The organism is Pseudomonas graminis, from assembly GCF_004364335.1.
In the GTDB taxonomy this organism is placed as follows: domain Bacteria; phylum Pseudomonadota; class Gammaproteobacteria; order Pseudomonadales; family Pseudomonadaceae; genus Aquipseudomonas; species Aquipseudomonas graminis_D.
The window spans coordinates 12,113-36,078 of sequence record NZ_SOCR01000018.1 but is presented as its reverse complement, the minus strand read 5'-3'; the positions used below and the strand labels follow the sequence as shown (position 1 = coordinate 36,078).

Genomic DNA, 23,966 nt, shown 5'->3' with positions numbered 1-23,966 from the left:
GGCCAATTCCGGCGTTACAGCGCCTGCCAGTCGGTGTCCGCCTCGAAGGCTGCCGCAGCCTGGTAGAGGGTGCTCTCGTCGAAGTGACGACCTACCAACATCAGGCCCACCGGCAGCCCGTCCACTCGACCACAGGGGATCGACATCGCCGGATGGCCAGTGACATCGAAGCCGGCGGTATTGCCGATCATCTCCAGTGCGCGGGACACGTATTCGACGATCGAGCAGCCGGGCTCGGGCAGGCGCTGCGCGGTGATCGGCACGGTGGGCATGACCAGCAGGTCGAAATCTTCCAGCGCATGGTCGTACCCGGCCCGGGCAAGGCGAGCGAGGTTCTGCGCCTTGGCGTAATAGCGGCCGTTGTACCGTTCCAGTCCATACTGGCCCACGAACATGCACATTTTCAGCGAGGCGGACAGGTTGTCAGCGCTGTCTCGCCAGCCGACATGCTTCTTCAGCAATTCGACGTCATAGAGGCCCTTCCAGTTAAAGCCCATGCCGCTGCCATGCATCATCTGAACGGTCAGGCCTTCGCAGCCGATGGGGTTCCACAGGGCGCCCGCCAGTTGATGTTCCGGGACCGAGACCTCGGCCACGTGCCCGCCCAGACGCTCGAAGTGGGCGATCGCCTGACGTACGCAGTCACCCACTCTCGGGTCGAGGTTCGGTAACCCGAAGCCTTCGACGAGAATGCCGATGCGCAGGCCCTTGATGCCACGGTCCAGGGTTTTGCTGTAGGCCTGGGCACGTGGGAAATACTGGCGTGGGTCGAGGCCATCCGGGCCGGCCAGCACCTCCAGCATCAGCGCGTTATCGCACACATTGGCGGTGATCGGCCCAACGTGGTCGACCGTGGCTTCAATCGGCATGATGCCGGTATAAGGCACCAGCCCGTGGGTCGGTTTCATGCCGTAGGTGCCACAGAAGGCCGACGGAATGCGGATCGAGCCACCCTGGTCGCAGGCGATGGCCATACTCACCTCGCCGGCCGCAACCAGTGCGGCGCTGCCTGACGAGGAGCCGCCGGCCGAGTAGCCATGGCGACGCGGATTGTGCACCGGGCCAGGGTCGGAGGTATGGCTGCCGCCCGACAGGCAGAAATGCTCGCAGGTTGCCTTGCCGAGGATGGTCGCGCCGGCGTCCAGCAGGCGGCTCACCACGGTGGCGTCAAAGCTGGGCACGAAGCCTTCCAGCGAGGCCGCGCCATTCATCATCGGTACGCCGGCCAGCGCCACATTGTCTTTGAGGGCCACGGTATGACCGGATAATTTACCCTCGGCGGCCCCCTTGATCTCGGTCTTGTAGTACCAGGCGTTGTAGGGGTTCTGCTCGGCGCTGGGGCGATAGCTCTGAGTGCGGGGGTAGCGAACCTGCGGGACGTTATCCGGCAGCTCGTCTACCAAATCGTAAGCGTCGAAACTGCCCTGCATGAGGGTCAGATACTCGCTAGCTTGCTCGGGAGTGAGCTGCATGTGCAGCCGTTTGGCAATATCCTGAAGTTGCTCCGGCGTGGGACGCACGATGGCCATAAGAGTGTTCCTGTACAAAGTTTAAAAAGGAAGCCGCACGTTTTGAGTTGCAAGCTTTACGTTAAAGCTCGTCGGCCTGGCTTGCAGCTGCGCCCGCCAGGCGTGGGTGAATCAAAAGATGTGGGCGTAGCGCAGATTCATCCGAAAGTCTTCCCGGGCGCCGTTTTCCACTCTAAGGTCTCGGCCCAGTTGCAATTGCAATTGGTCCTTGGCGGTGACGAACTTGGTAGCCGTCAAACGGACGTTGGTAATGTCCGCGCGGTCGTCCTGATTGGCACCAGCGACCTGCGTCTCGCCGCCCCAGGTATGGCCGAAGCCAAGACCGAAGGTAGTGGTGCTGTCCGGCATGTAGCGGCCCATGATCTGCGCGGCATAAGAGACGTCCTGTTCAAGGCGCGTGGAGTTGGCGCCGTAGTCGGTGTTGTCGCCATACCAGATGGCGTCCGCCACCAGGTCCATCGCCCATTTGTCAGTGAAGTGTTTGACGTAGGCGCCTTGCAGGTCGAACTTCCAGCGGTTTTCGCCCAGGTTGAGCGCGTCGTTCTTGTCGTAGTTGCCGGTAGGTACATAGACATAGGGACCCACGCTCAAGGTGTCGCGCGCCTCATTGAGGCGCCACTTGAGCGGCGCGGTAAGGATCAGGTCGCCGATGCCAGTGGTGCTGTCCAGCGCGGAGGCATCGCCGCCGCCCTTGATGTGGCCGAAGGGCAACAGGAACTGTGGGTCGATCGTCAAGGTGTCGGTCAATGGGTAGACATGCAGCAGCCGCAGGATGCTGACATCGGAGGTCAAGTTGAAGTTGTCGCTGGCTTTATGGCCGTGGGAATACAGCGAATCGGTGCTGGCGTGCTGGTAGTAGATCGCGCCGATGGTTGCCCCGATCGGGTACTGCTCGTAGTCGCCGGGCGTCACTTCCACGGCATTGGCTTGAATGGCAGGCAGCATGGCGGTCAGCAGCAACGGGCGTAGCTTGCTCATGGATTTACTTCCTTACGGGAATCATCCGCGTCGCCGTTCGCGAGGGCGCGCAGTGGCGTCTATGGAGGTGCTAGGCGGGCGAACGAATCAACGCTTCGCGTCGCGCAACATGCCGGTCTGGGGGTGGCAGTTGATGTATTCGAAGACCTGATTGCTGGCGTCCGACACCGACACTTCGTGGTAGAGCCGCAGTTTCGTCAGACCTGCCGCCACGCGGAAAAAGGTCACGAAGATGCGCAGATGAGTGGGATGCGATTCGGCCCAGCGCTCGAGTTTTTCCACCGAGCGCCAATGACCGATGTTGTAAGCGATATCGAGCAGGTTGCCGTCCAGATCGATGTTGCGTACGAAGCGGTTGCTGTAGCAGCCCAGCTCCTTGCCTTGGTCGCGTAGAAAGTCCATGCCGTCCTGCAGGCTTGGCAACATCTCATTGAGGTACAGCGCGCGCTCTTCGGCTTCGGCCTCTACCCAATCCTGGCCCGAGCGGATCAGCGCCACGTTGTCGTGACCCAGCACCACCACGCGGCCCCCCTTGTCCGGGTTTCCAGCCACCACTTGTAGCTCGCCGGTGGGTTGCATCCAGTCGGTTTGCGAGGCCGGGAAGCGATCGCGCATCGAGCCCCAATAGCCGTGCTCCTTGATGTCACCGCTGATGTTGTCCAGCAGTGCGCCGACGCCGGGCAACTGATCCTTGAAGGCGTACAGGGTCTCGAGTTGCTCGGCACGCGGCGCGACCATCTCGCGGAAATAGCCCAAGCCGTCGCTCAAGCGTGCGTCCGACTCCCACCAGGCGCTGACTTCGGGCGAGCGCAACCAGCGGCAGTGCGCGCCTGGATCTCTCCAGTAGCCGACCACGATGAGGTTGTCGTAACCGCTGTTATCGGTGTGGTGCGTCAGATCATGGCTGAGCGGGCCATCGGCGAGCGCGAAGCTGGCAACGATGCCACGCATGGCCTGCAAGGCGGCGGCGCGTTGCTCGTCGCCTCGGTACTGCACGCCCAGGTAGCCCATCACGACCTGTTGCAGGCTGGCATCGGCGCGGCCTGTCCACATCGGAAACGGCGGCTGGTAGTCGTCAGGCACGCGGCTGGATAACGTCCGAGGGCATTGAAGGTGCTTGTCGATCGCAGATTCCATATGAACTCCTGTTGCTACAGTGTTGGCCAATAGGGCGCAGAGAGGTTGTTGTTCTGGCAGAGGGGTGCATCAGGATTGGCGTGATCGTCCATGTCTCAAAGCAAGCCAGCGCGCACTGAGCGCCGAGCCGATGACTTCGATGAAATAGACCGCGTACTCTTCTGGCGCCAAGTCGCGCTGGCGCATTAACGAGGCTGAATCGAAGCGATACGGCAGAGTGTGTGTCGGCATGGCATGGCCTCCTCGGTCGCGTTAAGTTCGGACGCTTGTCGAGGAGGAATTTAGGGCGTGGGGAGGTGCGGCGCTTGGCTCTGGCGGACAACCGAATGGTTGACACGGACAGCCTTGACCCCCCCGGCGGGCCTGGCTGTCAGCGCTCACAGCCAAAATGGATCGTAGTGGTGCGGACATGCGAAAAATGCTCGCGGAGTGCGCTATGGGAGGGCGAAAATAGGGGCTTTGCTGGCTTTCAGTGAAGGTGCGTGAACAGTGTATGGCTACCAGCAGACTCCATAGGCAGTGGCTGCCTGCGACAGGCCCAAACGGCTGTCAGGCAAACCTTGAGCTGGCCTAGTTTACCATAAAAATCCGTTCCACGCAGCTAGCTGTAGCAGGTGGCAAAGGCTCTCAGTCGGAGCGGCTGCTTTGGGTCGAAAAGCGGTCAGCCAAGACCGTCTGCTTCCGACCCGCAGCCGTCTGTGACGAGACAGAACATGGTTTCGCTGCGCTTGGTCATTTAGTCACGATGCTTGAGGCCGATTGAGGCGTGGCAATTCGCGATTCGATACTTCCCTGTCTATAAGTCCAGCACGCACATTCTTTTCATGCTCGGCGAGTGCCGGACGATCGTCAACTTCGGTTTCTTTGGAGCCTCTGGCCTTGGCGAAAGATCGGAGCTAACTCGAAAAGCGACCACATTGTCAGCGTCTCTAGAAATGAAGTTCTGATCATTGATAGGTCAATTTTCCATACTAGATTAAACGCTAATTTCAGGTCTTGAAGCGCGCTACCATCTGATTCAAGTTCACCGCCAGCTGCGAGAGCTCATTGCTGGCGGCCAGGGTTTGCTGCGTGCCTTCGCTGCTCTGCAGCGCCAGGTTGCGAATGCTCACGAGCGCGCGGTCTACTTCGCGAGCTACATGAGCCTGCTCTTCCGCGGCAGTGGCGATCTGCTGATTGCGGTCATTGATCAGTTGCACCGAGTCGGCGATGACTTTCAGTGACATCCCGGCTTCGTCGGCAGTGCGCTGCGTGTTGTGTGCCTCGATGGTGCTGCTGCTCATCGAATCCACAACCAGTGACGTGCCTGCTTGGATACTTGAAATCATCTGTTCGATTTCCAGAGTTGAGGTTTGTGTGCGATGAGCCAGTGCCCGAACCTCATCAGCCACCACGGCGAAGCCTCGGCCTTGCTCACCAGCGCGGGCCGCTTCGATCGCGGCGTTCAAGGCCAGCAGGTTGGTCTGTTCTGCAATGGCACGGATCACGCTCAGCACCTTGCTGATGTCCTGCGCCTGACCAGCGAGGCCCTGCACCTGTTCAGAGGTCATTTCCACGCGGTCCGTTAGGCTGCGCATGGCATGTAGGGTTTCGCCGACTTTCTGGTTACCGGTGGCGGCAGCGCGTGTGGAGTCCTCGGCCGCTTCGGAGGTGGAGTTAGCGTTAAGCGCGACCTCATCGACGGCGGCGCTCATCTGGTTTACCGCCGTGGCGGCCTGCTCGATCTCACTGTTTTGCTGCTGCAGGGTGAGGCTGGCGCTCTCGGTGATGGAAGTCATCTCTACTGCGGCGGAACTGAGCTGTGCGGAAGCATCGGAGATCTGCTCTATGGTGCTTCGCAGGTTGCCTTGCATGGTGTTTAGCGCGCGCATCAACCGCGCAGATTCGTCATTACCCTTAACCTCCAGGATAAGACGCAGGTCGCCGTCGGCGATTTCCTCGGCCATTTTCAGCGAGGCGCTCATAGGCTGGACAATGCTGCGAGTCAGCAGGGTGGCGAGCACCAGCGTCAGCACCAGCGCGGCGAGTACCACACTATCGACGATGGTGATGCTGTGGGCATACACCTCAGTGGCGGTCACGCCTGCTGCTGCAGCGCCGTCGGTATTGTGCTGGCGCAACTCATTGAGTTTGACCTGGTATGCTGCGGCACGATCGCGTTGTTCAGTGTTGGCGAATGTCACGGCCTGCTCATGCTGGGTAGCGTCAAGATCGACGACGCGTTGCAGTCCATCAAGATAGGTCTTCATCAGCGCCGCTGCGGCCTCGAATTTGGCCCCTTCTTCTGGGTCGGAAATGAGGTTATTGCGGTAGAAGTCGGTGCGCTCGTTGAGCATGCGCTTAGCGTCTTCCAGGTGCTGCACGGCGGTCGCTTGCTCTTGGGGATTCGAAGTCGACAGAAGACGGATGCTCTCCAGGCGCGCGCCGAGCAGCGCGATCTGGATGTCGTCGGCGGTTTGCACGCTGATCAGCCAGTTCTTTTCGATGTCCTGCTCGGTGCCACGCAGCTTCCCTAGCTGCACGTATGCGAAGCCGCCGAGGGCAATGACCAGCAGCGTGATTAAACCGAAACACAAGGCGGCACGGGGCGCAATATTTAAAGAACGTAGGTTCACGGTGCAACTCCGAAGGGCAAACGCAGAAACTTTCTGCGTTCTGTACGGAAGCCATCGGCAATGAAAAACATAAATTTAGAACAAGGGTCGATTACAGCGGTATCAGTGCGGCCAGGTAGCGAGCAATATCGTCGAACCGTTATTGTTGTATCCGAATGTACATCAACAAGATCAAGGTCGTGCATCAGCGTCAGGGGGTGGGCCAGGGATTGCTCTGACACCTTTGGCAGATCCATCGACTGCCGATCGTGCCGCTGTACGAGTACGAGCTGTCATGCGGCTTCTGGGATAAAGCGCGTCTGCGGTTGGACGCTGCAGGTGCCCAACTGCTCGATCAGCTGGCCAGCCTTCCCGATACGAATTAAGAAGCGTTGCGTTGACAGCATCTAGTACCGAAATCTGATAAAACCCAAGGTCTTTGGGGGGCCGCTATCGACCCAAAGCGGCCATTGGCATCGAATGTCAAACACCTAAAGGCTACCGCGTAACGATGTGTATTGACCCGCTTCTTATCGCCGCTTCGTCGATACCGGCCCATTGCCCGCAACGAAACGGCGTTAATAGCGTTACACCACACGTGCTGTGGACCAACCGCAGATAAGGAACAGGTATGACCCAAATTTCCGGCATCAAGGAAGTCACCAGCTATACGGATTTACAGGTCACAAGTGCCAGTAGCCAGGTCAGCAAGAACGCGATCGAACTCATCGTGCAGGGTACTCCTGGCAATGACTACATACGTGGTGGGCTGGCCAATGAACTGCTAATGGGTGGGGGCGGCAACGACCAGCTAGTCAGCGGGGGGGGCAACGATGTGATGGTCTCCAGTGCCGGATACGACGGTATGGACGGCGGCGCCGGTAATGATGTATTCCGCTTCGACCGCCTCGGCGACAGCTATATCAAGGACGGAGGCGAATATACCGACACCATCAACTATTTCGATCCCGCCCACGATATCCTCGACGTGTCGGCTCTGGGCTATAGCCATTTAGGCAATGGTTATGGCGATACCTTGCACATCCGTAGCGAGCCTCTGCGCGGCATTTACATTTTGGAAAGCTACGAGCGAGACGGTAATGGCAAACATTTTGCCGTGCAGTTTCTGGCCAATAGCGGCCTTATTACCGATGCCAACTTCCAGCCGCTGATCAACGGCACTTCGCACAACGATCTGCTCGAAGGCACACACGCCAGCGAATCCCTGAAGGCCGGCACTGGCCGCGATACCGTCGAAGCAGGTGCGGGCAATGACCGGCTATTCGGCGGCGCCGGCGGCGATACCCTGAGCGGCGGAGCAGGTGCCGACAATTTCGTGTATACCCGGCTCAGCGACAGCTACCGTAATGATGCCAGTGGTAGCTACAGCAGCCGCGACCTAATCACCGACTTCAGTGGCAGCGGCCATGACATGATCGACGTGTCAGCGTTGAGCTTCACCGGGCTGGGCAACGGCTACAATGGTACGCTGAAGGTGGTCCTCAACTTGGCCGGCGATACCACCGCGCTTAAATCGCTGGAGCCCGATGCCAACGGCAACCGCTTCGAAGTTCTGCTCAGCGGGAACCACGTCAGTGAGCTCAATGCCAGCACCGTGCTGTTCGCCCCGCCCAGTGACGCGACCACCGTGACCACCCCGCAGCCGATCACACCCGTGAATCTGGCCGGCGACGACAAGGCGAACATCCTGTATGGCTACTGGGGAAACGACACGCTGGCCGGCGGCGCCGGAAACGACACGCTGGAGGGTAACGCCGGCGACGATGTGCTGACCGGTGGGCTAGGCGCGGACAAGCTCACTGGCGGTACAGGCAACGACCGGTTCGTGTTCACGAGCAGCGCCGACAGCTATGCCGGTAGCAGCGACCTGATCACTGACTTCATCTGGGGCCAGGACAAGCTCGACGTCGCCGCGCTCGGCGTGACCGGTTTGGGAGACGGCCGCGACGGTACCTTGCGCATGACCTACGATGAAAACACTGATCGTACCTACCTGCGCAGCAGCGAAGCGGGGGCCGATGGGCACGCTTTCCAGGTCACGCTAGCCGGATTCGACTACACGCAGTTGATCACCAATGCCGATTTGGTGGTTGCTGATAAGGCAGAGGTGGTCCTCATTGGCCACACCACTATTGACATTGACCACGTGGGCTAACGCTGCCTGAGCAACTGGGCTATCAGCACGCAACTTTAGCTTACGCAACCGCTACGGTGTGCGTGCTGAACGGCAGCTGTGGGGCGAAAGCGGTCACCCATGACCGACCGCTATCGACCGTAAGCAGCCACCAGCCGGGGCTGCTGCACGATATCAAGAGCCAAGGATGATCGTAGGTGCATCAGTATCCTTGTGCATTTGCTACGCAGTTTCCCCCTTGCCAATATCACCACGGTGCGAATCTACGATTGCCGGTAGAACCGACAGAGGAATGACCGGATCACCGACTCTAAAAGGCTAACTACTAATAGAGGAAAACAGTGGTGCCAGCACCTGCTGATGTAAGCAGTTTCCAAAAAGTCCTGTTTATGATTCGCCCAAAGCCAGCCGCTCAGCTATACATTAGAAGAGAAACAGTGCCATCACCGGCACACCTACTGGAGGCTCAATATGGCTAGCAATGAAAAAACCAGCAAAGGCGTAGCGTCAAAAGCAGGTAAGCAATTGAAGGACGATAAATCTTCTGCTGCAGAAAAATCAGTCGCTGGTTCGGCACTGACTCAAACCCCAGACAAAAAGAAAAAGTAGACATTTGCTACTGAACGCGTCTGACCCCAGCATTTTTCTCATGTCCGAGTAATCGCTGTAATCCAAGGAGACTTGAGCCCTGGATTACAGCGGCCAGCAAGAGGAGCGACACCTTGGGTACCCCTCCCCGGCCTCCCACAATCCCGCAAGAGTGATTGCCAGCTTCGGTCTTGTCATTGTTGTCGGCGAACCGGGCAATCAGATCCACAAGGCTCTGGCTCTCCGGTAGCTGTCAGTCGCCGCCGTGTAGCGGAACACGTCAGCGTCGTTGGTGCCATTGCGGCGATAGACCGAGAGATTGGGGTCGCCGCCGGCGATCAACAGGTGAGCACCTGTGCCTCCGATGATCAGATCCGAGCCTATGCCGCCGTCGATATGGTCCTTGCCGGCCAAGCCGTAAATGACTTCCGACGTAGCGGTCCCTATGATCACGTCGCTGCCGGCCGTTCCTTCGACGGTGGGGGCCGTGAACACCAGGTTGGGGCTGTTCAACTGCCCCGTCAGGTAGCCTTCGAGCGCCAGTTCATCGCACCTCCTGTTTTGGCCTCATTATGAGGCTTGGAGGTGTCTATGAAACCAGAAGCGACTCATACGGTAGCTACGATCTTACCCAGCTGTAAGCCAAGGTCCTGACTGCTACGGTTTGACATCGCAGCAGCCAGAGGGCTGGTTAGAATGCTGCCTTCAGGCGAGCGCCGGCATAGGCCTGTGCTTCCTGAGCCTTTTCCACCACCGCAGCGGTGCCGAAAAACTCGTGGGTCACGCCGTCATACAGCTTGCGCTCCACGCTTACGCCCTGGTTTCGCAACGCCTGCTCCAGTTGCGCACCGTCATCACGCAGCGGGTCGATCTCGGCATTGATCAGAGTCACTGGCGGCAGACCGTGAAGGTTGGCGTGCACAAGATCCAGGCGTGGATCCTTCAGATCGGCAGAGCTTTTGGTCACATTTGCCACGAACCAAAGCATCATGGGGCGATTGAGTGGCTTGGCGTCAGCGTACTTCAAGTACGACTCGGTGTTGGTCGTGGTCTGCCCCACTGGGTACACAGCAATCACACTCTTGGGCGAGGTCAGGCCCTGATCGCGTGCTGCCACAGCAGTGGCGAGCGCCAGATTGCCGCCGGCGCTTTCGCCGGCCAACGCTAGGCGTTTAGGGTCTCCGCCAATGCTAGCAGCGTTGGTAGTGAGCCAGCGGTAGGCAGCAACAGCGTCTAGATGCGCTGCCGGGAATTTATATTCAGGCGCGCGACGGTAGTCCACTGACACCACGATAGCATTGGCCTGCTTGGCCAGGCCGCGGGCGCCACCGTCATACACGGTGCGGTCCGCGATCACCCAACCGCCGCCGTGGAAATACAGCACTACCGGGAATGGTCCGTTACCAGCAGGGGTATAGACGGTTGCTGGCAAGTTCCCTGCAGCACCGGCTACAGTGATCTCATGGGTTGCCACGCCCGGGACCAGTGCTGTGGGGCTGCTGTCACGCTTCTGGTCGGCCAGTACCCGCTTTACGCCATCAGCCACAGTAGGCTGTTTACGGGCTTCCTCCGGCGTGGTTTTTTCAATAGCTTTAGGATCGAACGCAGCTTGGGCGTTAAGCACTTTCTGCATGTCGCTGTCAGTGCGGAACATGCTTTTAGTCGAGCTGACAGCTAATTCCGACAAGGTAGGTTTTTCCGGATCGCGAGCGCAACCGGCCAAGGTTGCCAAGCTGACGGCAGTTACGGTAGCAACCAATGCACAACGTATTGGGTGGGACGAACGCATGGTGAATCCTCGATGGGTGCAGCTATCTCGACGAATGTGGTGGTAGGCGCTGCACAAGCCGCTCCTACGCTTTGTCCGAGGAAAACACGTAGTGTTCAAAGCAGACAGCAGTCATCCGGATCAGCGGCAGGAAGCTGAATCCAACACTGCGCGAGTCGGGCGATATTAGCTGTGCATCTTTATTACGGGCTGCGCTGCGAAGAAGCGTCTAGGACCATTCAAGTTAATGGGTAGTTGTTTTCCGGTTTTGTAAGAGCAAGTCAAGTCAGTTGCCCGAAACTATATGAAGATGACAATAGGGGTCCAGGGTTTGGGTGGGCGGCAACGTGTTACATGAAAATGTATTGGGTTGAGGACGTCCAAGATAATAGCCTTGAGCGTGGTCGTAGCCTATATCACGCAGTAATTCGAGATCCTGGGCGGTCTCAACGCCTTCAGCCAGCACCTTGAGACCAAAAGCATGCCCTAATTTCAAAAGAGCCATCAACACCTGCTCGCGCTGGGATTTGTCTTCGATTCTCAATACCTGACGGTCAACCTTCAAAGAATGGAATGGAAGCTTCAGGAGATAAGCCAGGTTGGCATGACCTTGACCGAAGTCATCCAGAGCCAGTCGCACGCCCAGGTTGCTGAGGCCTGAAACTGTTTTCAATAGTTGATCATCTATGCGCAAAGGCACTCCTTCGGTTATTTCCAATATGAGGCGATGCCCTGCAAGACCCTGCTTGAGTAATGCACCCGCCACTTTCATTGGAAAATCAGGGTTGGCAAGCTGTATAGGTGAAAGGTTTACCGATATGCTCACAGCGTCGTGCCACCGGCTGGCGTGCTCGCAGGCTTTATCCAGAACCCAGTCACCTACAGCATGAATCAATCCGCTACGCTCTGCCATTGCGATGAATAGATCAGGCGGAACATTTCCGAGCTTGGGATGCTGCCAGCGAATAAGGCTTTCGTATCCAGTGAGCTGATAAGGTTCGAGCTGATACAGCGGTTGGAAGTGCAAACAGAATTGGTCTGTTGCTAAAGCCTCTCGGATATCCTCCGGGGTCAGAAGCGATTCATCGTTCTGTGAAAATATAAATCCCGTGTCCTCCAAACGGTTACGGCCACCTCTTTTAGCTCGATACAGCGCTTTGTCAGCCTGATCCAGGAGTGAGGAGCTATCGGTTAGCTCGATACTCGCACTGTGCGCTAATCCGATGCTGACAGTGATAATGGAGATGCCGTCTGTACGTCCGAGGTGGGCGATGTTTAGTTCACGTATGGTCTGCAGTACATGGTGAGCGATCCTACGGGCCTCATCATGAGAGGTATCTGGCAAAACGGCAATAAACTCTTCCCCGCCGAATCGTGCTACGGTACAGGGCGATATGAAGCAACTGCCTAGAGCAGTGGCAACAACTCTCAGGCACTCATCGCCAAGGAGATGTCCATAATGATCGTTATAGCGTTTAAAATGGTCTATGTCGATCAATAATACTGCACCCTCGGACTGTCGATCCAAATGGTTTGTCGTAAGTGCGTCCAGTTGCGGTTGTATGTGCCTACGGTTAGCCAGTCCTGTCAGCGAGTCGGTCTCTGAAAGACGTTGCAAGTCACTGTTGGCATCGGTGAGACTAGAGGCTCTGGTTTCCTCACGGAGCCAATAAAGATAACGTCGTCTGGCTTCGGCGTTGGACCAGTAGTTACCAAGCAATGAGAAAAAAGATGAAGAGCCTATAGCGGTCATTATCAGGCCCCCGGCACTCAGGGAAATCGGGGCTGTATGCACTCCCCAAGCCGTGATGACCAAGCAGAATATGTTATAGACTAAGGCCACATTGAAAGGGCTTTTCATGCACGTATTAACATACATAAGCATCAGCGGCCAGCAGAACATAAACAGTGACTGCTCGCCCGAAGCAGGCTGTTCACCATTGACCACTACGTTGTAGGCAACTATAAATCCTGTGTATGACGGCAACATGGAGACGTACTCTCTCCAGCGCTCAGATAATTTCCTTAGAAGCAACACCCCCATTAGAGTGCTAGGTACACATGTTCCGACCATCTGCAAAATTGCTGATACCAGCTCCTTTGGATTTATGATAGCTGTCCATAGTGAAAAACTACTGAATGTGAATCCTCCCAAGATCAAGCACAAGATCAGGTGGTGCCGGCGGGTAGCATGGATATCGCTCTGATAACGTAGTTCCAATTGATCGGAGAAGCGTACAGCGCTGGGTTTTTTCTCGAGTTCTCGGTCAATCTGGCTAGCTTCTATCATAGGGATTCCACAGCTTGCACTAATGAAGCCTTGGTGATGGCTATAGGCCACCATTCTACCTTGCCGCGAACGTTGAGCCACCAGAATCTGCCCAGCGGTGATTTCCCGAGGTTTGCTGGTAGAACCTAACCCTCTAGACGATTTCGTCGATCAGCTTGTCGTCTGGGTGTGGACATTCGCGAAACTGCGGCGGTTATTTGAGCACCTCGGTGGAGTTGCTGTTGCTCTCGGTCTGTTGGGCCCATTAGCCTGATCCAACAAAGGGGATCCTTACGACGGCTGATCTCCATCTATCGTACAACCCTTGACGCTGCATCTCTCTACTTGCACAAACGCCTTGCTCTGGCTGCCATTGTCCAGTCGTTGTCAGGTATTGACGAGCGAAACCTGGTGATCGCCAGCGCGGCCGAAAAGCAGGCTCGGGTGGCCCGCGAGGTCGACCGCAACCTGGTTAGAATTCGTGATCTCTCGGTCCAGACAGCAGCCGGGGCTGAACAGACGCGAGCGGCCAGCCAGCAATTGTCGGAACTGGCGGTCGGACTCAACGAACAAATCCGTCGTTTTCGCGTATAGCCTTGGCCTCTTATCCAGCCGTTATTTCAAGATCCCCTCCACTGGCAGTGCCAAACAGCGATTTTTAAGAGATTCACAACATGGACAGCTTTCCCGCTGGGACTGAGCAGTTTGTCGTGATCAGTGCCAACGGGTTGAAGTGCCTGACCAACTAGAGACCTTTCGTTTTTAGCACAATCGTCTAGCCTCAAAGCGATGAGGTTTTGGAAACCTCGCCTTTCACTCAGGAGTTGCACCATGCGCAAGCTCGTTTCATCTGCCATGATCGCCTTTCTACTAACCGGCTCTCTTATCCCATTTGCATCTGCCGAAGACGATGTGGCCAAAGGTATTCGCCATGACAACCGAGAGCTGGACAAAGGCGTCGACCACGACGCCAGTGAGGTTGATAAAGGCGTGAAACATGACAATGACGAACGCCATAAGGCCGACAAGCATTTAGACAAGGAAGCCAAGAAGCATCTCTGAGCCAAGAAGTGGCCTCAAGCTCGTAAGAAGTACTGATGCGTTCACGAATGCGAAGAAGCCCTAGCCAAGTTGGAGAAGGCCGTGGAGGGCTTGAGGCTTACACCTCTTAGATAGCGGCGTTAGGCACGGCCTCTCCAGAAAAAACTGCAGCCTGACGCTGGTTAGCATCGGCTTTAGCTTTGAACTGAACCTCGCATTTTTCACGTGCAGCGGCATAACACGCTACTAGATAGTCGGCTTGCCAAAGGGTTAACCGCCCGGCCACATTTAGTCCCAAAGCAAAGCCATCCGCTCGACCGTGCGTCCACTTCAGTTGCTCGAGCGAGTCTGCCATCTGGATTTTGTACAGCAGAGTATCTGCCATGCTGTGCAGTTCCGGGGCGAGCTCCAGAGCGTTGATGTGGCTGGGTGGGAGACTTGGAAAGCCCGTGGGCTGTTTGATCTGGTAGGACATGTTCGACTCTCGTTGATTGCGCAGGGCAAGACTGCGGCTTAGCTCAGCTAAGATGTGGCTCGTCTGATTATCAGCATCCATAGCGCTCGAATGCTCAGAGCCATGGTGGCTATTTGATAACGCTAATAGCCAGAAAGTTTCGTCCCCAAAACGTGCAGTGAAAGATGCCCTTGGGAACAGGCGAATACCTGCCACCGGCCCCCCGATCTCACTGCCTAAAGAGCCTAGGGAAGATTACGCTGAGCGACTGCCGTGCATGCGAGTGGCTGAACACCGCGTGTTGCTGCGCAAGGGTATTTACCAGATGTGCGCGAAGCCCCGAATTTCCATCAGGGGGCAGGATCACGATCGCAGAATCAAGACTAGCGAGCTTGACCGGAGAACTGCTCAACAGCGGCAACAACGCTGTTGGCACCTTGCTGAATGTCCTTGATCACCTCGTCCGCCTCGCTTGCTAAATCCAATGCCGCCTCGGCCTGCTGCCTGCTTTTACCAATCATCGTCACGGCGTTGGAAGCCAAAAGCTCATTGTTCTTCACAACCTCGACGATTTCTCCAGTTGCTTTTGTGGTTCGAAGGGCCAGATTTCTGACCTCGTCGGCGACAACAGCAAAACCCCTGCCTTGTTCCCCGGCGCGTGCCGCTTCAATCGCTGCATTCAAGGCCAACAGATTGGTCTGGTCCGCGATGCTGCCGATGGTTTTGACAATGGTGCCGATTGCCTGGCTTTGGGTATTCAATGCTTCAATGCCATGGGCAGCGTCTTGCATCAAAGCCGAAAGAGTATTGAGGGTCGTGACGGTATTCTGAATGACTTCTCGGCCTTGCTGTGCGCTGGCATTGGTTTGAACCGAGGTGCCGTGGGCCATGCTGGCTGTTTCAGAGACAGCACGCTCACGGGTGACCTGGTCGGTAATAACGGTGGCTAATTTGGCAATCTTGTAGAGCTTGCCATTAGCGTCCACAATTGGATTGTAGGAAGCCTCCAGCCATACCTCTTTGCCAAGTTTATCCACTCGGCAAAACCTTCCTGTGACATACGCCCCCTGTCGCAAGGTATGCCAAAACTGCTCATATTCTCCTGATTCAGCATCGGACGGCAGACAAAAGATCCGATGATGCTGGCCCTGGATTTGGGGAAGCGTGTAGCCCATAGCGCTCAGAAAATTCTGATTGGCCGTCACCACGATTCCGTCCAGGGAAAACTCGATGACAGCTGTGGAGCGCATCACTGCTCCCACCAGCGCCTCATTCTCCCTTGAGGCTTCAATGGTCCTTGTCAGCACACTGGAATACAAAACGATCTGCTCGGCACGTCCACTTGCACCTGTAAACGGCATCACCATTGTCCTTAGCCAGACATGTCGACCATCCCGGCTGCAAAGGCGCAACGTGCCGCTGTAATGCTTGCCCTGGGCAATTGCGTCGAGAGCCCGGCGCTGATGTACATCTCCATGCAGTTCAGAGGGACTGAGTTCACGGAGGGTACGGCCGGACAGTTCTGCCCTGGTGAATCCCAACTCTTTCTCGAACAAGGCGTTCACCTGCAGGATGACACCTGCCGCGTCCAAACTAACGGACACGGTTTCGAGATCCAGAGTGGCCTTTACCTGCTCCAGAGCCACCAGCCGTTTCTCCAATTGCTGGATTTTATTTTTTAACCGGTTATTGAACATAAAGGCCGCTCGCGTTGATATTCAAGGCTATCGACAACCTGAAAAAAACCTTGAAAGGCAGTTGTTTTCAGACAGTATAAAGTTCGCAAGTACCTCCCAGCGACGGACGTGAGCTTTAGTGCATGAACACTGCAAGACGAACGTCGAAAGCTCGCGAGTAGGCTTCAGCTAATACCTTGAACTGCTCCGGAGTTACAGCATGCGCTAAACCGAGACCAGTGCTGACACCGAGGGCGCGGCCATGAGCTTGACTTAGACCGATAATGGAGTCCGCAGACCAGATTTGCTCCAGACACGTAAGCAGTCCCTGCTGTAGGTCTTGCTTCAGCCTCAAGGCACGAATGAGACGCTGCGGATCGGAGGCTGAGTTGAGCAGACGGTTGGCCATAGCGCTTCTCTCTATAGCAAAGAGACTGAACGGAAAATGCCTTAGCCTAACTGACTGACCCGCCGTGCATAAGTCGGTAACCGTTTTTTCTATACAGGCATCCGGACTGTCGGAACTCCATGAGTTTAACCGCAGCACTGGACTGACCGGCCGGCAAATTCCACTCGATTATTAGGAATCAACCACTGAAGATTCTGTCGGAGCAGAAACACTCTTCTGTAGAGCTACTGCGAATGGACTCCATCCTGGTTGTTGAAGACGAGCGTCTGATCCTGAATCTGGTAATCGACGTTTTGGAAATGTATGGCTACACGGCTACGCCTTTCAGCAATGCCGATGCTGCCTGGAGATTCATCGAAAACTGCGGCTATCCTCCGCGGCTACTGATTACGGATCTGCAGATGCCAGGAGAGATTGATGGCATTGAGTTGGTTAGGCGCGTCCGTCGGCTTCAGCCTTCGACGCCCGTTGTCGTCGCTTCCGGCTACCACTCCACTGCTGAATCACTGGCTGATCATCGCGTGCACTGGTTACCCAAACCGTTTGAAATCGATCAGTTGCACGCGATCTGTCAAAAACTTGCACCACAGCATTAAAGACTGTTCATATATACAGACTATTCACAGATAGCGTACTGTTTGATGCAGGCCGGAGCAGCGATGGCGAGTCACCCAACACGTGTAAACGATAGCTCCACCGGAGACATCAGCGGATCAGATCACAACATCTTCTTCGCTGCCGTGGAGACCACGCGCATGCCGATGATCGTCACAGACCCCAAACGGCCTGATAACCCGATAATCTTCGCGAACAACGCATTCATCGACATGACCGGTTACAGCCGCGATGAAATCGTGGGCTCCAACTGTCGATTTCTGCAGGGGCCCGAAACCGATCCAGCTGCCGTCAAGCAGGTCCGTGAGGCCATCGCTGCCAATAGGGAAGTGGCTGTTGAGCTGGTGAATTACAAAAAAGACGGTTCGGCCTTCTGGAACGCGCTTTTTATTTCGCCGGTGTACAACGAGTCCGGTGAGCTGATCTATTTCTTTGCCTCGCAGCTGGATGTCAGCCGCCGGCGTGATGCCGAGGACGGGTTGCGCCAGGCTCAGAAAATGGAAGCGCTGGGCCAGCTCACGGGCGGTATTGCACACGACTTCAATAATCTCCTGCAGGTGATGATTGGCTATCTGGACATGATCCAGCGTACCGCCGATAAACCGCATTACGATCAGCAGCGGATTCTGCGCAGCGCAGGTAACGCACGAGACGCTGCTGAACGGGCGAAAACGCTCACTCAACAGCTGCTGGCCTTTTCGCGTAAGCAGAAGCTTCAGGGCCGTGTGGTGAACCTGAATGCCATCATCACCTCATCTCAGGAGATGGCCGAGCGCACGTTGATAGGTACCGACATCAGGCTGGCTCTGGCAAGCGATCTATGGAATTGCAGGGTGGACACGACCCAGACAGAGGTCGCGTTGCTGAACATATTCATCAATGCCCGTGATGCCATGGAATCACGACAGCAGCGACTACTGACCATGGAGACCAAGAACGTACAAATTCAGAACCTCGCCTCAATGTCATATGACGGGTTGATGCCTGGACGTTATGTCAGCGTGGCTATTACTGACAACGGCGCTGGTATGCCGGCCTCCATCGTCAGCCGGGTGATGGACCCCTTCTTCACCACAAAAGATGAAGGAAAGGGCTCCGGATTAGGGCTTTCCATGGTGTACGGATTTATGAAGCAATCCGGAGGAACGGCCCGGATTTATTCCGAAGAGGGCATCGGCACAACGATTCGGATGTATTTCCCTGCGGATGACAGCCAGCTCAACACCCTGCCCGTCATGGAGGCGATCGTCGAGCCATCAGGCCGAGAACGGGTTTTGATTGTGGAAGACCGTCCGGACGTCGCGGAACTGGCCAGAATGGTCTTGGAAGAATATGGCTATACGTGCGGACTGGCCTACAGCGGCCAGGAGGCACTTGCCATTCTCAAAGGAGAACAATTTGATCTGCTTTTTACCGACCTGATCATGCCTGGTGGAATGAACGGCGTGATGCTGGCCCGGGAAGCCAAGCGCTTTTACCCCACCTTAAAGGTGTTGCTGACAACTGGTTATTCCGAGAACTCGCTAGAGCGTACGGATGCGGGGGGCAACGAGTTTGATGTGATATCCAAACCCTACGTGCCCACCGATCTGGCGAAGAAGGTACGGCAGGTGCTGGAGGGGCCCAACGGGGTGAGCTGATTGTCCTTTCTTGTTCGGTGCAGTCGTGAAAGCCTGTCAGCTTAATCTAATGGTGCATTGATACACCCTGCGAGACTGAGCTGACTTACTAAGCGTGCGACCACTGCACCTGGACAACACCGTGCCGCTCGGCGAGTGGCTTGCTAACGATCTGGACCCTGTCTCTGCGATATTTCGGGATCTGCGCAACCCCCGAATCCACTGCAGCCCAGTGCCAGGCCTCAGCATTGCTCATGGTCTCCGCGCTGACGTAAAAGCTCTTGTCGGCACCATTGTGCACGTAGTCGATTCGATAATGAGCGGAGTGTGGCATGGGCAGTTCCTTTCCCGGAATGTGACGAAGTTCGCTTATTCGGAAAATTCCTATGTCCCTAAGTTCCGTCTCTTTGAAGCACCTCCGTGGCACGGTGTTTAGTCCACGCTGAGGCCTAGAGGCAAGTGGCGAATCCCGATCTGTAGTAGTTAACGTAAACCCCGTTCTACGCAGCTAGGAACTGGCGAAGGCCTTGAGGTCGAGCGGCTGCTTTGGGTCGATTGCGGTCGGCCACCACTGTCCGTTTTCGACCTATAACGGTCTTTCGCTTTTGACAGTCTGAAAGTTTATGTAGCCTCGCGAAATCCGCTCGCAAATTCGTTGTTATACCCGGGATACCTCTTATGCAGACTGCTCAAACCAGGCTACTCGCGCTTGCACTGATAGAGATCAGGACGTTGCTTGCAGATTATCTGGGCAGTGATGTAGGTGCTCCAATGAACGTCCGTGTTGCGGCCCATATTGCCTATGCGCTCCACAATGAGGCGGAGGCTGCATACAGCAACGCTGACTTTCAACTCGACTGTGCGACCCAGAAATTAGCCGCAATTGATCAGATTCTTGGTGTTTCGGATGGAGCCGCGTTGTTGAGTAGATTTGACGTCGAAGACAAAATCAATCCGGATGACGCCCGACCTAGATCACCGCTTCTGGCCGAAACCAGCCTCATGACTTTGCATCAACTTCACGGATTGGCTTTAGGATCATAGATCCATCGGCCAGCTCAATGCTCAACGAATCACCGAGACCGATGTTCAGTGCTTTGAGGACGTCCGGATGGAGATCGATGAGGACGTCACCGCTGCCATCCCCAGGGTCCTGGCAAACCACAGTTGTTTGCACTGCCTCACTCATCGGACGCTCGCTCCATTCTCGGCTGACGTACTCAGACGATATCCTACGCGCAGGATGTGCGACTGGCACCTAACGGCCGAAAGCGACGGGGTGCTCCCCGTCACCGCTCCCAGCTCATACTTCAGTCTGCTCTGCCATCTCAAGGGCGTCATCTACTTCGATGCCAAGATATCTGACTGTGCTTTCCAGCTTGGTGTGGCCGAGAAGTATCTGGACTGCTCTGATATTTTTTGTTCTCCGATAGATCAGCGAGGCCTTGGTCCGACGCATCGTATGGGTACCATATGGAACGGGGTCGAGGCCGATGGAGGTTACCCAAGCCTTGACGATGCGTGAGTATTGACGCGTGGATAGGTGCTCCGAGGTTTTCAGGCGACTTGGAAACAAGAAGTCCTCACTTCCGAGTCGTGCCTGTTTAACCCATCCCTCCACTGCGAGCCGCGTCTGCGCGGTGATTTCGAACTGTACGGGCCGTTGTGTCTTTTGCTGCATGACGATGGCCCGTGCCGCAACGTGACTCCCGTGAGCGACGTCACGAACACGTAGCTTCGTTAGATCACAGGCTCGGAGCTTGCTGTCTATCGCTAAATCGAAAAGCGCTAAATCTCTGACGTTTCGGGCAAGCTCCAGTCTGATCCTGATGCCCCAGATGTCGCGTAGGCGGAGCGGCGCTTTTTGCCCAACCAATTTGCCTTTATTCCAGACCTGGTGTGCAGAGTCGCATGGTACGTTCATGTCATAACCTCCATCTTGGGAGGCTTGAGGATGAGCGTTATCGTGACTGGCCGCAGTCGGCCAAAAGCAGTTATTCGGCTGGATCCTCCGACCCTTTCCGGCACTCAAGCCTGCGAGCTAACGGCATTTCTTACCGACCGAGTGAGGGAGGCGCGTAAGGGGGCTTCTACGTACACAGTAAGCTAAGTAAACGGTTTGAAGCATTCATTATGATTCATTCCCAATTCTTCGCTGCCACTCTAAGCCAAATAACGGCTGCCTACGCATTGTCTTGCAGAATCCATCAAGGCCTAGATAAATATTTGCTGCATTGATATTCATTTGGTTTAACTTTTTTAAACCGCTGTAGCGTAGTTTTTTTGGGATTATGTACTTGATCATATCAGGGTTGCCTATCTGATAATCTTTAGCTATTTCTTCATGCGAATGCTTCAAAGTATTTGTAGCCACGAACAACCCTTGTTGAGAAAGCAGGCGATGATTTGAAAACGTTGGTTCAAAGGCAAAAAGACATGGATCATCAGATTCATTCTCACCATCGAGTACTCTTGAGTAAATTTCAAGGCGATTTTTACCAAAGTATTCGTCGTCATCATTTTTTATAGCAGAATGATTTACGCAATAAACTGCAGCACTACCTTCACCTGCCTCAAGAGCAAAAAATACCGCAATATAGGGAGAGAACGTAAAGTCAAGAAGCCTAGTGGGTGCGCCATGGTGCTGCATTAAAGACAACCAACTTAGGCGATCAGCTTCTTTGGGTAGCGATGATAGATAAATATGTGCGTTGCACATAAAGCGGTCAATCATCACTCGCTCATGCTCCAACTTATTCATGCGCTTTTCTGTTCTTGCATATGCCTTATGAATTGTTTGGGCCTCTCCAAATGCTCGATGTAACGAGCTTTCCAACTTCCAAGAGGCATCTATTTGGCCACGGTAAATCCATTTTCTATAATGTTTTCGTGATACAGCTTTGTCGTACTCATCCCAGCTCTTGAGAGTTATGATTTTCATAAATTATTATTCACTCGTAACTGTAAATAGGTCACACATATTTCGTATTTTTTTCGTCGATTTTGTCTGGCGAAGATCCTTGCTCATGGTTAGCTCCTTGAACGGCTTTAAACGGCTTGAAGCGGTGCGATGCACTTTTCTTCTAGGTGGATGCATTTAAACTTGACACCCTCGGTTGACTCTTTGAAAACGGCATCAAGGTCATCAAAAGAAGCCGCAACAATCGCCTGGAAATTATTTTGACTGGCAAGCATGCGAAATAGTGCTTGTTGGCTTTTCGTGGCCATGGAGTGCTGGCCAGGTTCGTCCATCATGATGAAACCGAGGTGATTCCCGGGGATGTCCCTGCTTGATGCTGTTTGGTACAGAGCCATGATGTAACTCCAGATCAAGCGGACGAAGTCACTTGCACTAGAGTTTTGCGCCATACTTCCATTGCGAACGGCCTGCGCTTTAGTCTTGGCATCTGAAGGCGAGTCTACGATTTCTCGCAATTCCAGCCGCGATAGCTGGGGCAAAAGAGAGTCTTCGTTGAATACGATATCCGCGACATCCGCGCTGTGGTAGTCGAACTCTCCCGCGTTACCCCTGAAGTGTTGCGCGAATCTTTGGATACGTCTTTTGTCCTCTTCGGAATATCTATCTTTGGGAAGTAGCTTTCTTTTTTCTTGGTTTATCTTGAGTGTGCTGGCAAGTTTTTCCATGTCTGCAAGTGCATCTTCAAGCTTGTCGGAGAAGTCCTCCAAGCGTTCAATTTCCCACTCCAGCAAAACCTGCTTTTTCACAGCAGCTTGAGATACTATGTTTCCTTTAGCTGCATCTTTGCGCAGGGACGAAAGTACGGAGCGCTCTTTCTCAAGTTGACCTGAAAAATTTTGGCATATAATTTCAGCGTCACGAATTTTCATCTCCAGACCCGCTTGTTGCTTGGCGAGCATTTTTGCTTGGCTTTCTAGGTAATGAATGTTTGTGTCAATATCCATTGCGGATCCGGTCAGATTTATGCTGATCAGTGAATCCTCAATGTGTTGGTGGCACGTCGGGCAGGAGTCGCTTGCGGCATGCAAGTGCTTGCTTGCGCCGTATTCTCTAAGCTTTTTCGTTGTTTTGTTACGTGTCAGCTCTTCCTGAGTTTGAGTCTTGAGCTGAATATGTGTGCTCAGAGTAGAGTTGAAAATCGTCAAATTGCTCAGTGATGTTTCGTAATCGCCCACCAGCTTAGTGACAATTTCCGTCTGTTGCTGCAGTTCCTCGGATATTGTAGAGTACGGTGAGCCACTGTCAGGATTGATAGCTAGCTCAAGATCCCTATGCTGTTTCTTCAATGTTGTGATGGTGGTGTAAAGTTTCGACTGCTCACCATTCGCACTGCGCAAAGCTTCAACATTTTTTAGGTCAAAATCTGAAGTTATTCTATTTGGGATTCCAGTTAGGTATAGGCGTAGAAGTGCTGCTTGAGAGGAGAGTTCTTTTTGCTTGGATGTCCAGTAATTGTTCAGGCTGACGGACTCCAAATCCAACTCCATGCGCTGAGATTCTTGATTGAAGACACCTAGGCCAAGCAAGTATTCGACAACCCGTACGCGGGCATTGCTGACGCTATAATAGGGTATATTCGCTATATAGTCTGTCCAGCCGCGCTTTTGTTCAATTGCGGTTGCAGCAAAAATAGCTTGGAGGTAAAGTTTAACCCGCTTTCCGTTCGAGTCGTGAATCTTAGGGAGGTTGAGGCCTAAAAAATCCTCGAGATAAGTAAAAAAACCTTCTTGGTAAACGGCGCTGTAGTTATCGTGAATAAATTTATATCTGGTGTCTTGCGCACCTGTACCAAGTTTGGGAGGGGGTGTTACTTCAGCTAGCTTTGTATTGTGAGTTTCGCTTTTGATCCAGCGTTTTATCTTGCTCGTTTCGCCAAGGTGATTTTCTATTTCTACGGTTACATAAGAATCGGTTATTTGATGTTTTTTTTCGTCATGGATAACATAGTCTCTGACAGCATATGAGAGCGCTGCCTCTCCCTTGCCGCCCACAAGCTCCTCCATTCCGAGCGAGTATAATAGGCAGTTAACAATGGTGCTTTTGCCCGAGGAGTTGGATCCGCGAATAATATTTAGACCCTTTTGAAAAGTTGTAGCGAAACCGAACTGTGCTCCTGAACAGGAGATGTCTGTGCTAAAAGATTTGATATGCATT

The 23,966-nt window shown here is 54.6% G+C and carries 20 protein-coding genes and 4 pseudogenes; 7 read left to right on the top strand and 17 right to left on the bottom strand.

The features are described 5' to 3' along the window. Positions 1–14: 14 nt before the first annotated feature. From EC919_RS25865 to EC919_RS28030, 6 genes and pseudogenes are all read right to left on the bottom strand, one after another. Entirely contained in the window at positions 15–1,529 is a 1,515-nt protein-coding gene (locus EC919_RS25865) for an amidase (RefSeq protein ID WP_133777135.1), read from the bottom strand. Positions 1,530–1,640: 111 nt separating this feature from the next. Continuing rightward, positions 1,641–2,507, bottom strand: a complete 867-nt coding sequence (locus tag EC919_RS25860) for a transporter (protein WP_133777134.1) — start codon at positions 2,505–2,507, stop codon at positions 1,641–1,643. Between the two features lie 87 nt (positions 2,508–2,594). Further along, positions 2,595–3,644, bottom strand: a complete 1,050-nt coding sequence (gene oxdA, locus EC919_RS25855) for an aliphatic aldoxime dehydratase (protein WP_133777133.1) — start codon at positions 3,642–3,644, stop codon at positions 2,595–2,597. A gap of 69 nt (positions 3,645–3,713) precedes the next feature. Beyond that, positions 3,714–3,875 carry a hypothetical protein gene (locus tag EC919_RS27255; protein ID WP_166650637.1) on the bottom strand — a complete coding sequence of 54 codons (162 nt, stop codon included), beginning with the start codon at positions 3,873–3,875 and terminating at the stop codon, positions 3,714–3,716. A 758-nt stretch (positions 3,876–4,633) separates the two neighbouring features. Beyond that, positions 4,634–5,422 carry a methyl-accepting chemotaxis protein gene (locus EC919_RS28035; RefSeq protein ID WP_432213854.1) on the bottom strand — a complete coding sequence of 263 codons (789 nt, stop codon included), beginning with the start codon at positions 5,420–5,422 and terminating at the stop codon, positions 4,634–4,636. 69 nt (positions 5,423–5,491) lie between these two features. Continuing rightward, a pseudogene (locus EC919_RS28030) lies at positions 5,492–6,259 on the bottom strand (MCP four helix bundle domain-containing protein); the annotation flags it as partial. 610 nt (positions 6,260–6,869) lie between these two features. Between EC919_RS28030 and EC919_RS25845 the strand changes: the two are divergent. Then, entirely contained in the window at positions 6,870–8,414 is a 1,545-nt protein-coding gene (locus EC919_RS25845; RefSeq protein ID WP_133777131.1) for a M10 family metallopeptidase C-terminal domain-containing protein, read from the top strand. A gap of 450 nt (positions 8,415–8,864) precedes the next feature. Beyond that, positions 8,865–9,002 (top strand): hypothetical protein, encoded by a 138-nt coding sequence (locus tag EC919_RS27250; RefSeq protein WP_166650636.1) that lies wholly within the window; start codon positions 8,865–8,867, stop codon positions 9,000–9,002. A gap of 198 nt (positions 9,003–9,200) precedes the next feature. Here the strand turns inward: EC919_RS27250 and EC919_RS27525 are convergent, their stop codons facing one another. The 3 genes from EC919_RS27525 to EC919_RS25830 all read right to left on the bottom strand — a co-directional run bounded on the left by EC919_RS27525 (position 9,201) and on the right by EC919_RS25830 (position 13,039). Continuing rightward, positions 9,201–9,494: a hypothetical protein gene (locus tag EC919_RS27525; RefSeq protein ID WP_243842345.1), complete on the bottom strand. Its 294-nt coding sequence runs from the start codon at positions 9,492–9,494 to the stop codon at positions 9,201–9,203. 178 nt (positions 9,495–9,672) lie between these two features. Then, on the bottom strand, positions 9,673–10,770 hold the full coding sequence (locus tag EC919_RS25835) for an alpha/beta hydrolase (RefSeq protein WP_133777130.1): 1,098 nt from the start codon (positions 10,768–10,770) through the stop codon (positions 9,673–9,675). 265 nt (positions 10,771–11,035) lie between these two features. Continuing rightward, the gene (locus tag EC919_RS25830) at positions 11,036–13,039 is read right to left on the bottom strand and encodes a putative bifunctional diguanylate cyclase/phosphodiesterase (protein ID WP_166650635.1); all 2,004 of its coding nucleotides are present in this window, start codon (positions 13,037–13,039) and stop codon (positions 11,036–11,038) included. Between the two features lie 339 nt (positions 13,040–13,378). Between EC919_RS25830 and EC919_RS25825 the strand changes: the two are divergent. Together EC919_RS25825 and EC919_RS25820 are read left to right on the top strand one after the other, a co-directional pair. Further along, a pseudogene (locus EC919_RS25825) lies at positions 13,379–13,612 on the top strand (methyl-accepting chemotaxis protein); the annotation flags it as partial. 237 nt (positions 13,613–13,849) lie between these two features. After that, a complete protein-coding gene (locus EC919_RS25820; RefSeq protein ID WP_133777128.1) occupies positions 13,850–14,080 on the top strand; it encodes a hypothetical protein in 231 nt (76 codons plus the stop codon). Between the two features lie 106 nt (positions 14,081–14,186). Here the strand turns inward: EC919_RS25820 and EC919_RS25815 are convergent, their stop codons facing one another. From EC919_RS25815 to EC919_RS25805, 4 genes and pseudogenes are all read right to left on the bottom strand, one after another. Further along, entirely contained in the window at positions 14,187–14,534 is a 348-nt protein-coding gene (locus EC919_RS25815; protein ID WP_133777127.1) for a hypothetical protein, read from the bottom strand. 362 nt (positions 14,535–14,896) lie between these two features. Further along, positions 14,897–15,328: pseudogene (locus EC919_RS28025) on the bottom strand (methyl-accepting chemotaxis protein); the annotation flags it as partial. Positions 15,329–15,433: 105 nt separating this feature from the next. Beyond that, positions 15,434–16,210, bottom strand: a pseudogene (locus EC919_RS28020) (PAS domain-containing protein); the annotation flags it as partial. Between the two features lie 115 nt (positions 16,211–16,325). Continuing rightward, positions 16,326–16,598, bottom strand: a complete 273-nt coding sequence (locus tag EC919_RS25805; protein ID WP_133777125.1) for a hypothetical protein — start codon at positions 16,596–16,598, stop codon at positions 16,326–16,328. A 233-nt stretch (positions 16,599–16,831) separates the two neighbouring features. On the opposite strand from EC919_RS25805, the gene EC919_RS25800 reads away from it, so the two are divergent. Together EC919_RS25800 and EC919_RS25795 are read left to right on the top strand one after the other, a co-directional pair. Beyond that, positions 16,832–17,194: a response regulator gene (locus tag EC919_RS25800; protein WP_133777124.1), complete on the top strand. Its 363-nt coding sequence runs from the start codon at positions 16,832–16,834 to the stop codon at positions 17,192–17,194. Between the two features lie 63 nt (positions 17,195–17,257). Then, positions 17,258–18,853, top strand: coding sequence for a histidine kinase famiy protein (locus tag EC919_RS25795; protein ID WP_133777123.1), 1,596 nt, complete (start codon positions 17,258–17,260; stop codon positions 18,851–18,853). Positions 18,854–18,941: 88 nt separating this feature from the next. Here the strand turns inward: EC919_RS25795 and EC919_RS25790 are convergent, their stop codons facing one another. Next, positions 18,942–19,166 (bottom strand): DUF6555 family protein, encoded by a 225-nt coding sequence (locus EC919_RS25790; RefSeq protein ID WP_166650634.1) that lies wholly within the window; start codon positions 19,164–19,166, stop codon positions 18,942–18,944. Positions 19,167–19,510: 344 nt separating this feature from the next. On the opposite strand from EC919_RS25790, the gene EC919_RS25785 reads away from it, so the two are divergent. Next, positions 19,511–19,876, top strand: coding sequence for a hypothetical protein (locus tag EC919_RS25785; protein WP_243842348.1), 366 nt, complete (start codon positions 19,511–19,513; stop codon positions 19,874–19,876). Between the two features lie 259 nt (positions 19,877–20,135). Here EC919_RS25785 and EC919_RS25775 read toward each other — a convergent pair whose 3' ends face one another. The 3 genes from EC919_RS25775 to EC919_RS25765 form a co-directional block, all read right to left on the bottom strand. Continuing rightward, on the bottom strand, positions 20,136–20,756 hold the full coding sequence (locus EC919_RS25775; protein ID WP_133777121.1) for a tyrosine-type recombinase/integrase: 621 nt from the start codon (positions 20,754–20,756) through the stop codon (positions 20,136–20,138). Positions 20,757–20,963: 207 nt separating this feature from the next. Beyond that, positions 20,964–21,773, bottom strand: coding sequence for an FRG domain-containing protein (locus tag EC919_RS25770; RefSeq protein WP_133777120.1), 810 nt, complete (start codon positions 21,771–21,773; stop codon positions 20,964–20,966). Between the two features lie 107 nt (positions 21,774–21,880). After that, positions 21,881–23,965: an AAA family ATPase gene (locus EC919_RS25765; protein ID WP_133777119.1), complete on the bottom strand. Its 2,085-nt coding sequence runs from the start codon at positions 23,963–23,965 to the stop codon at positions 21,881–21,883. Position 23,966: the final 1 nt, after the last annotated feature.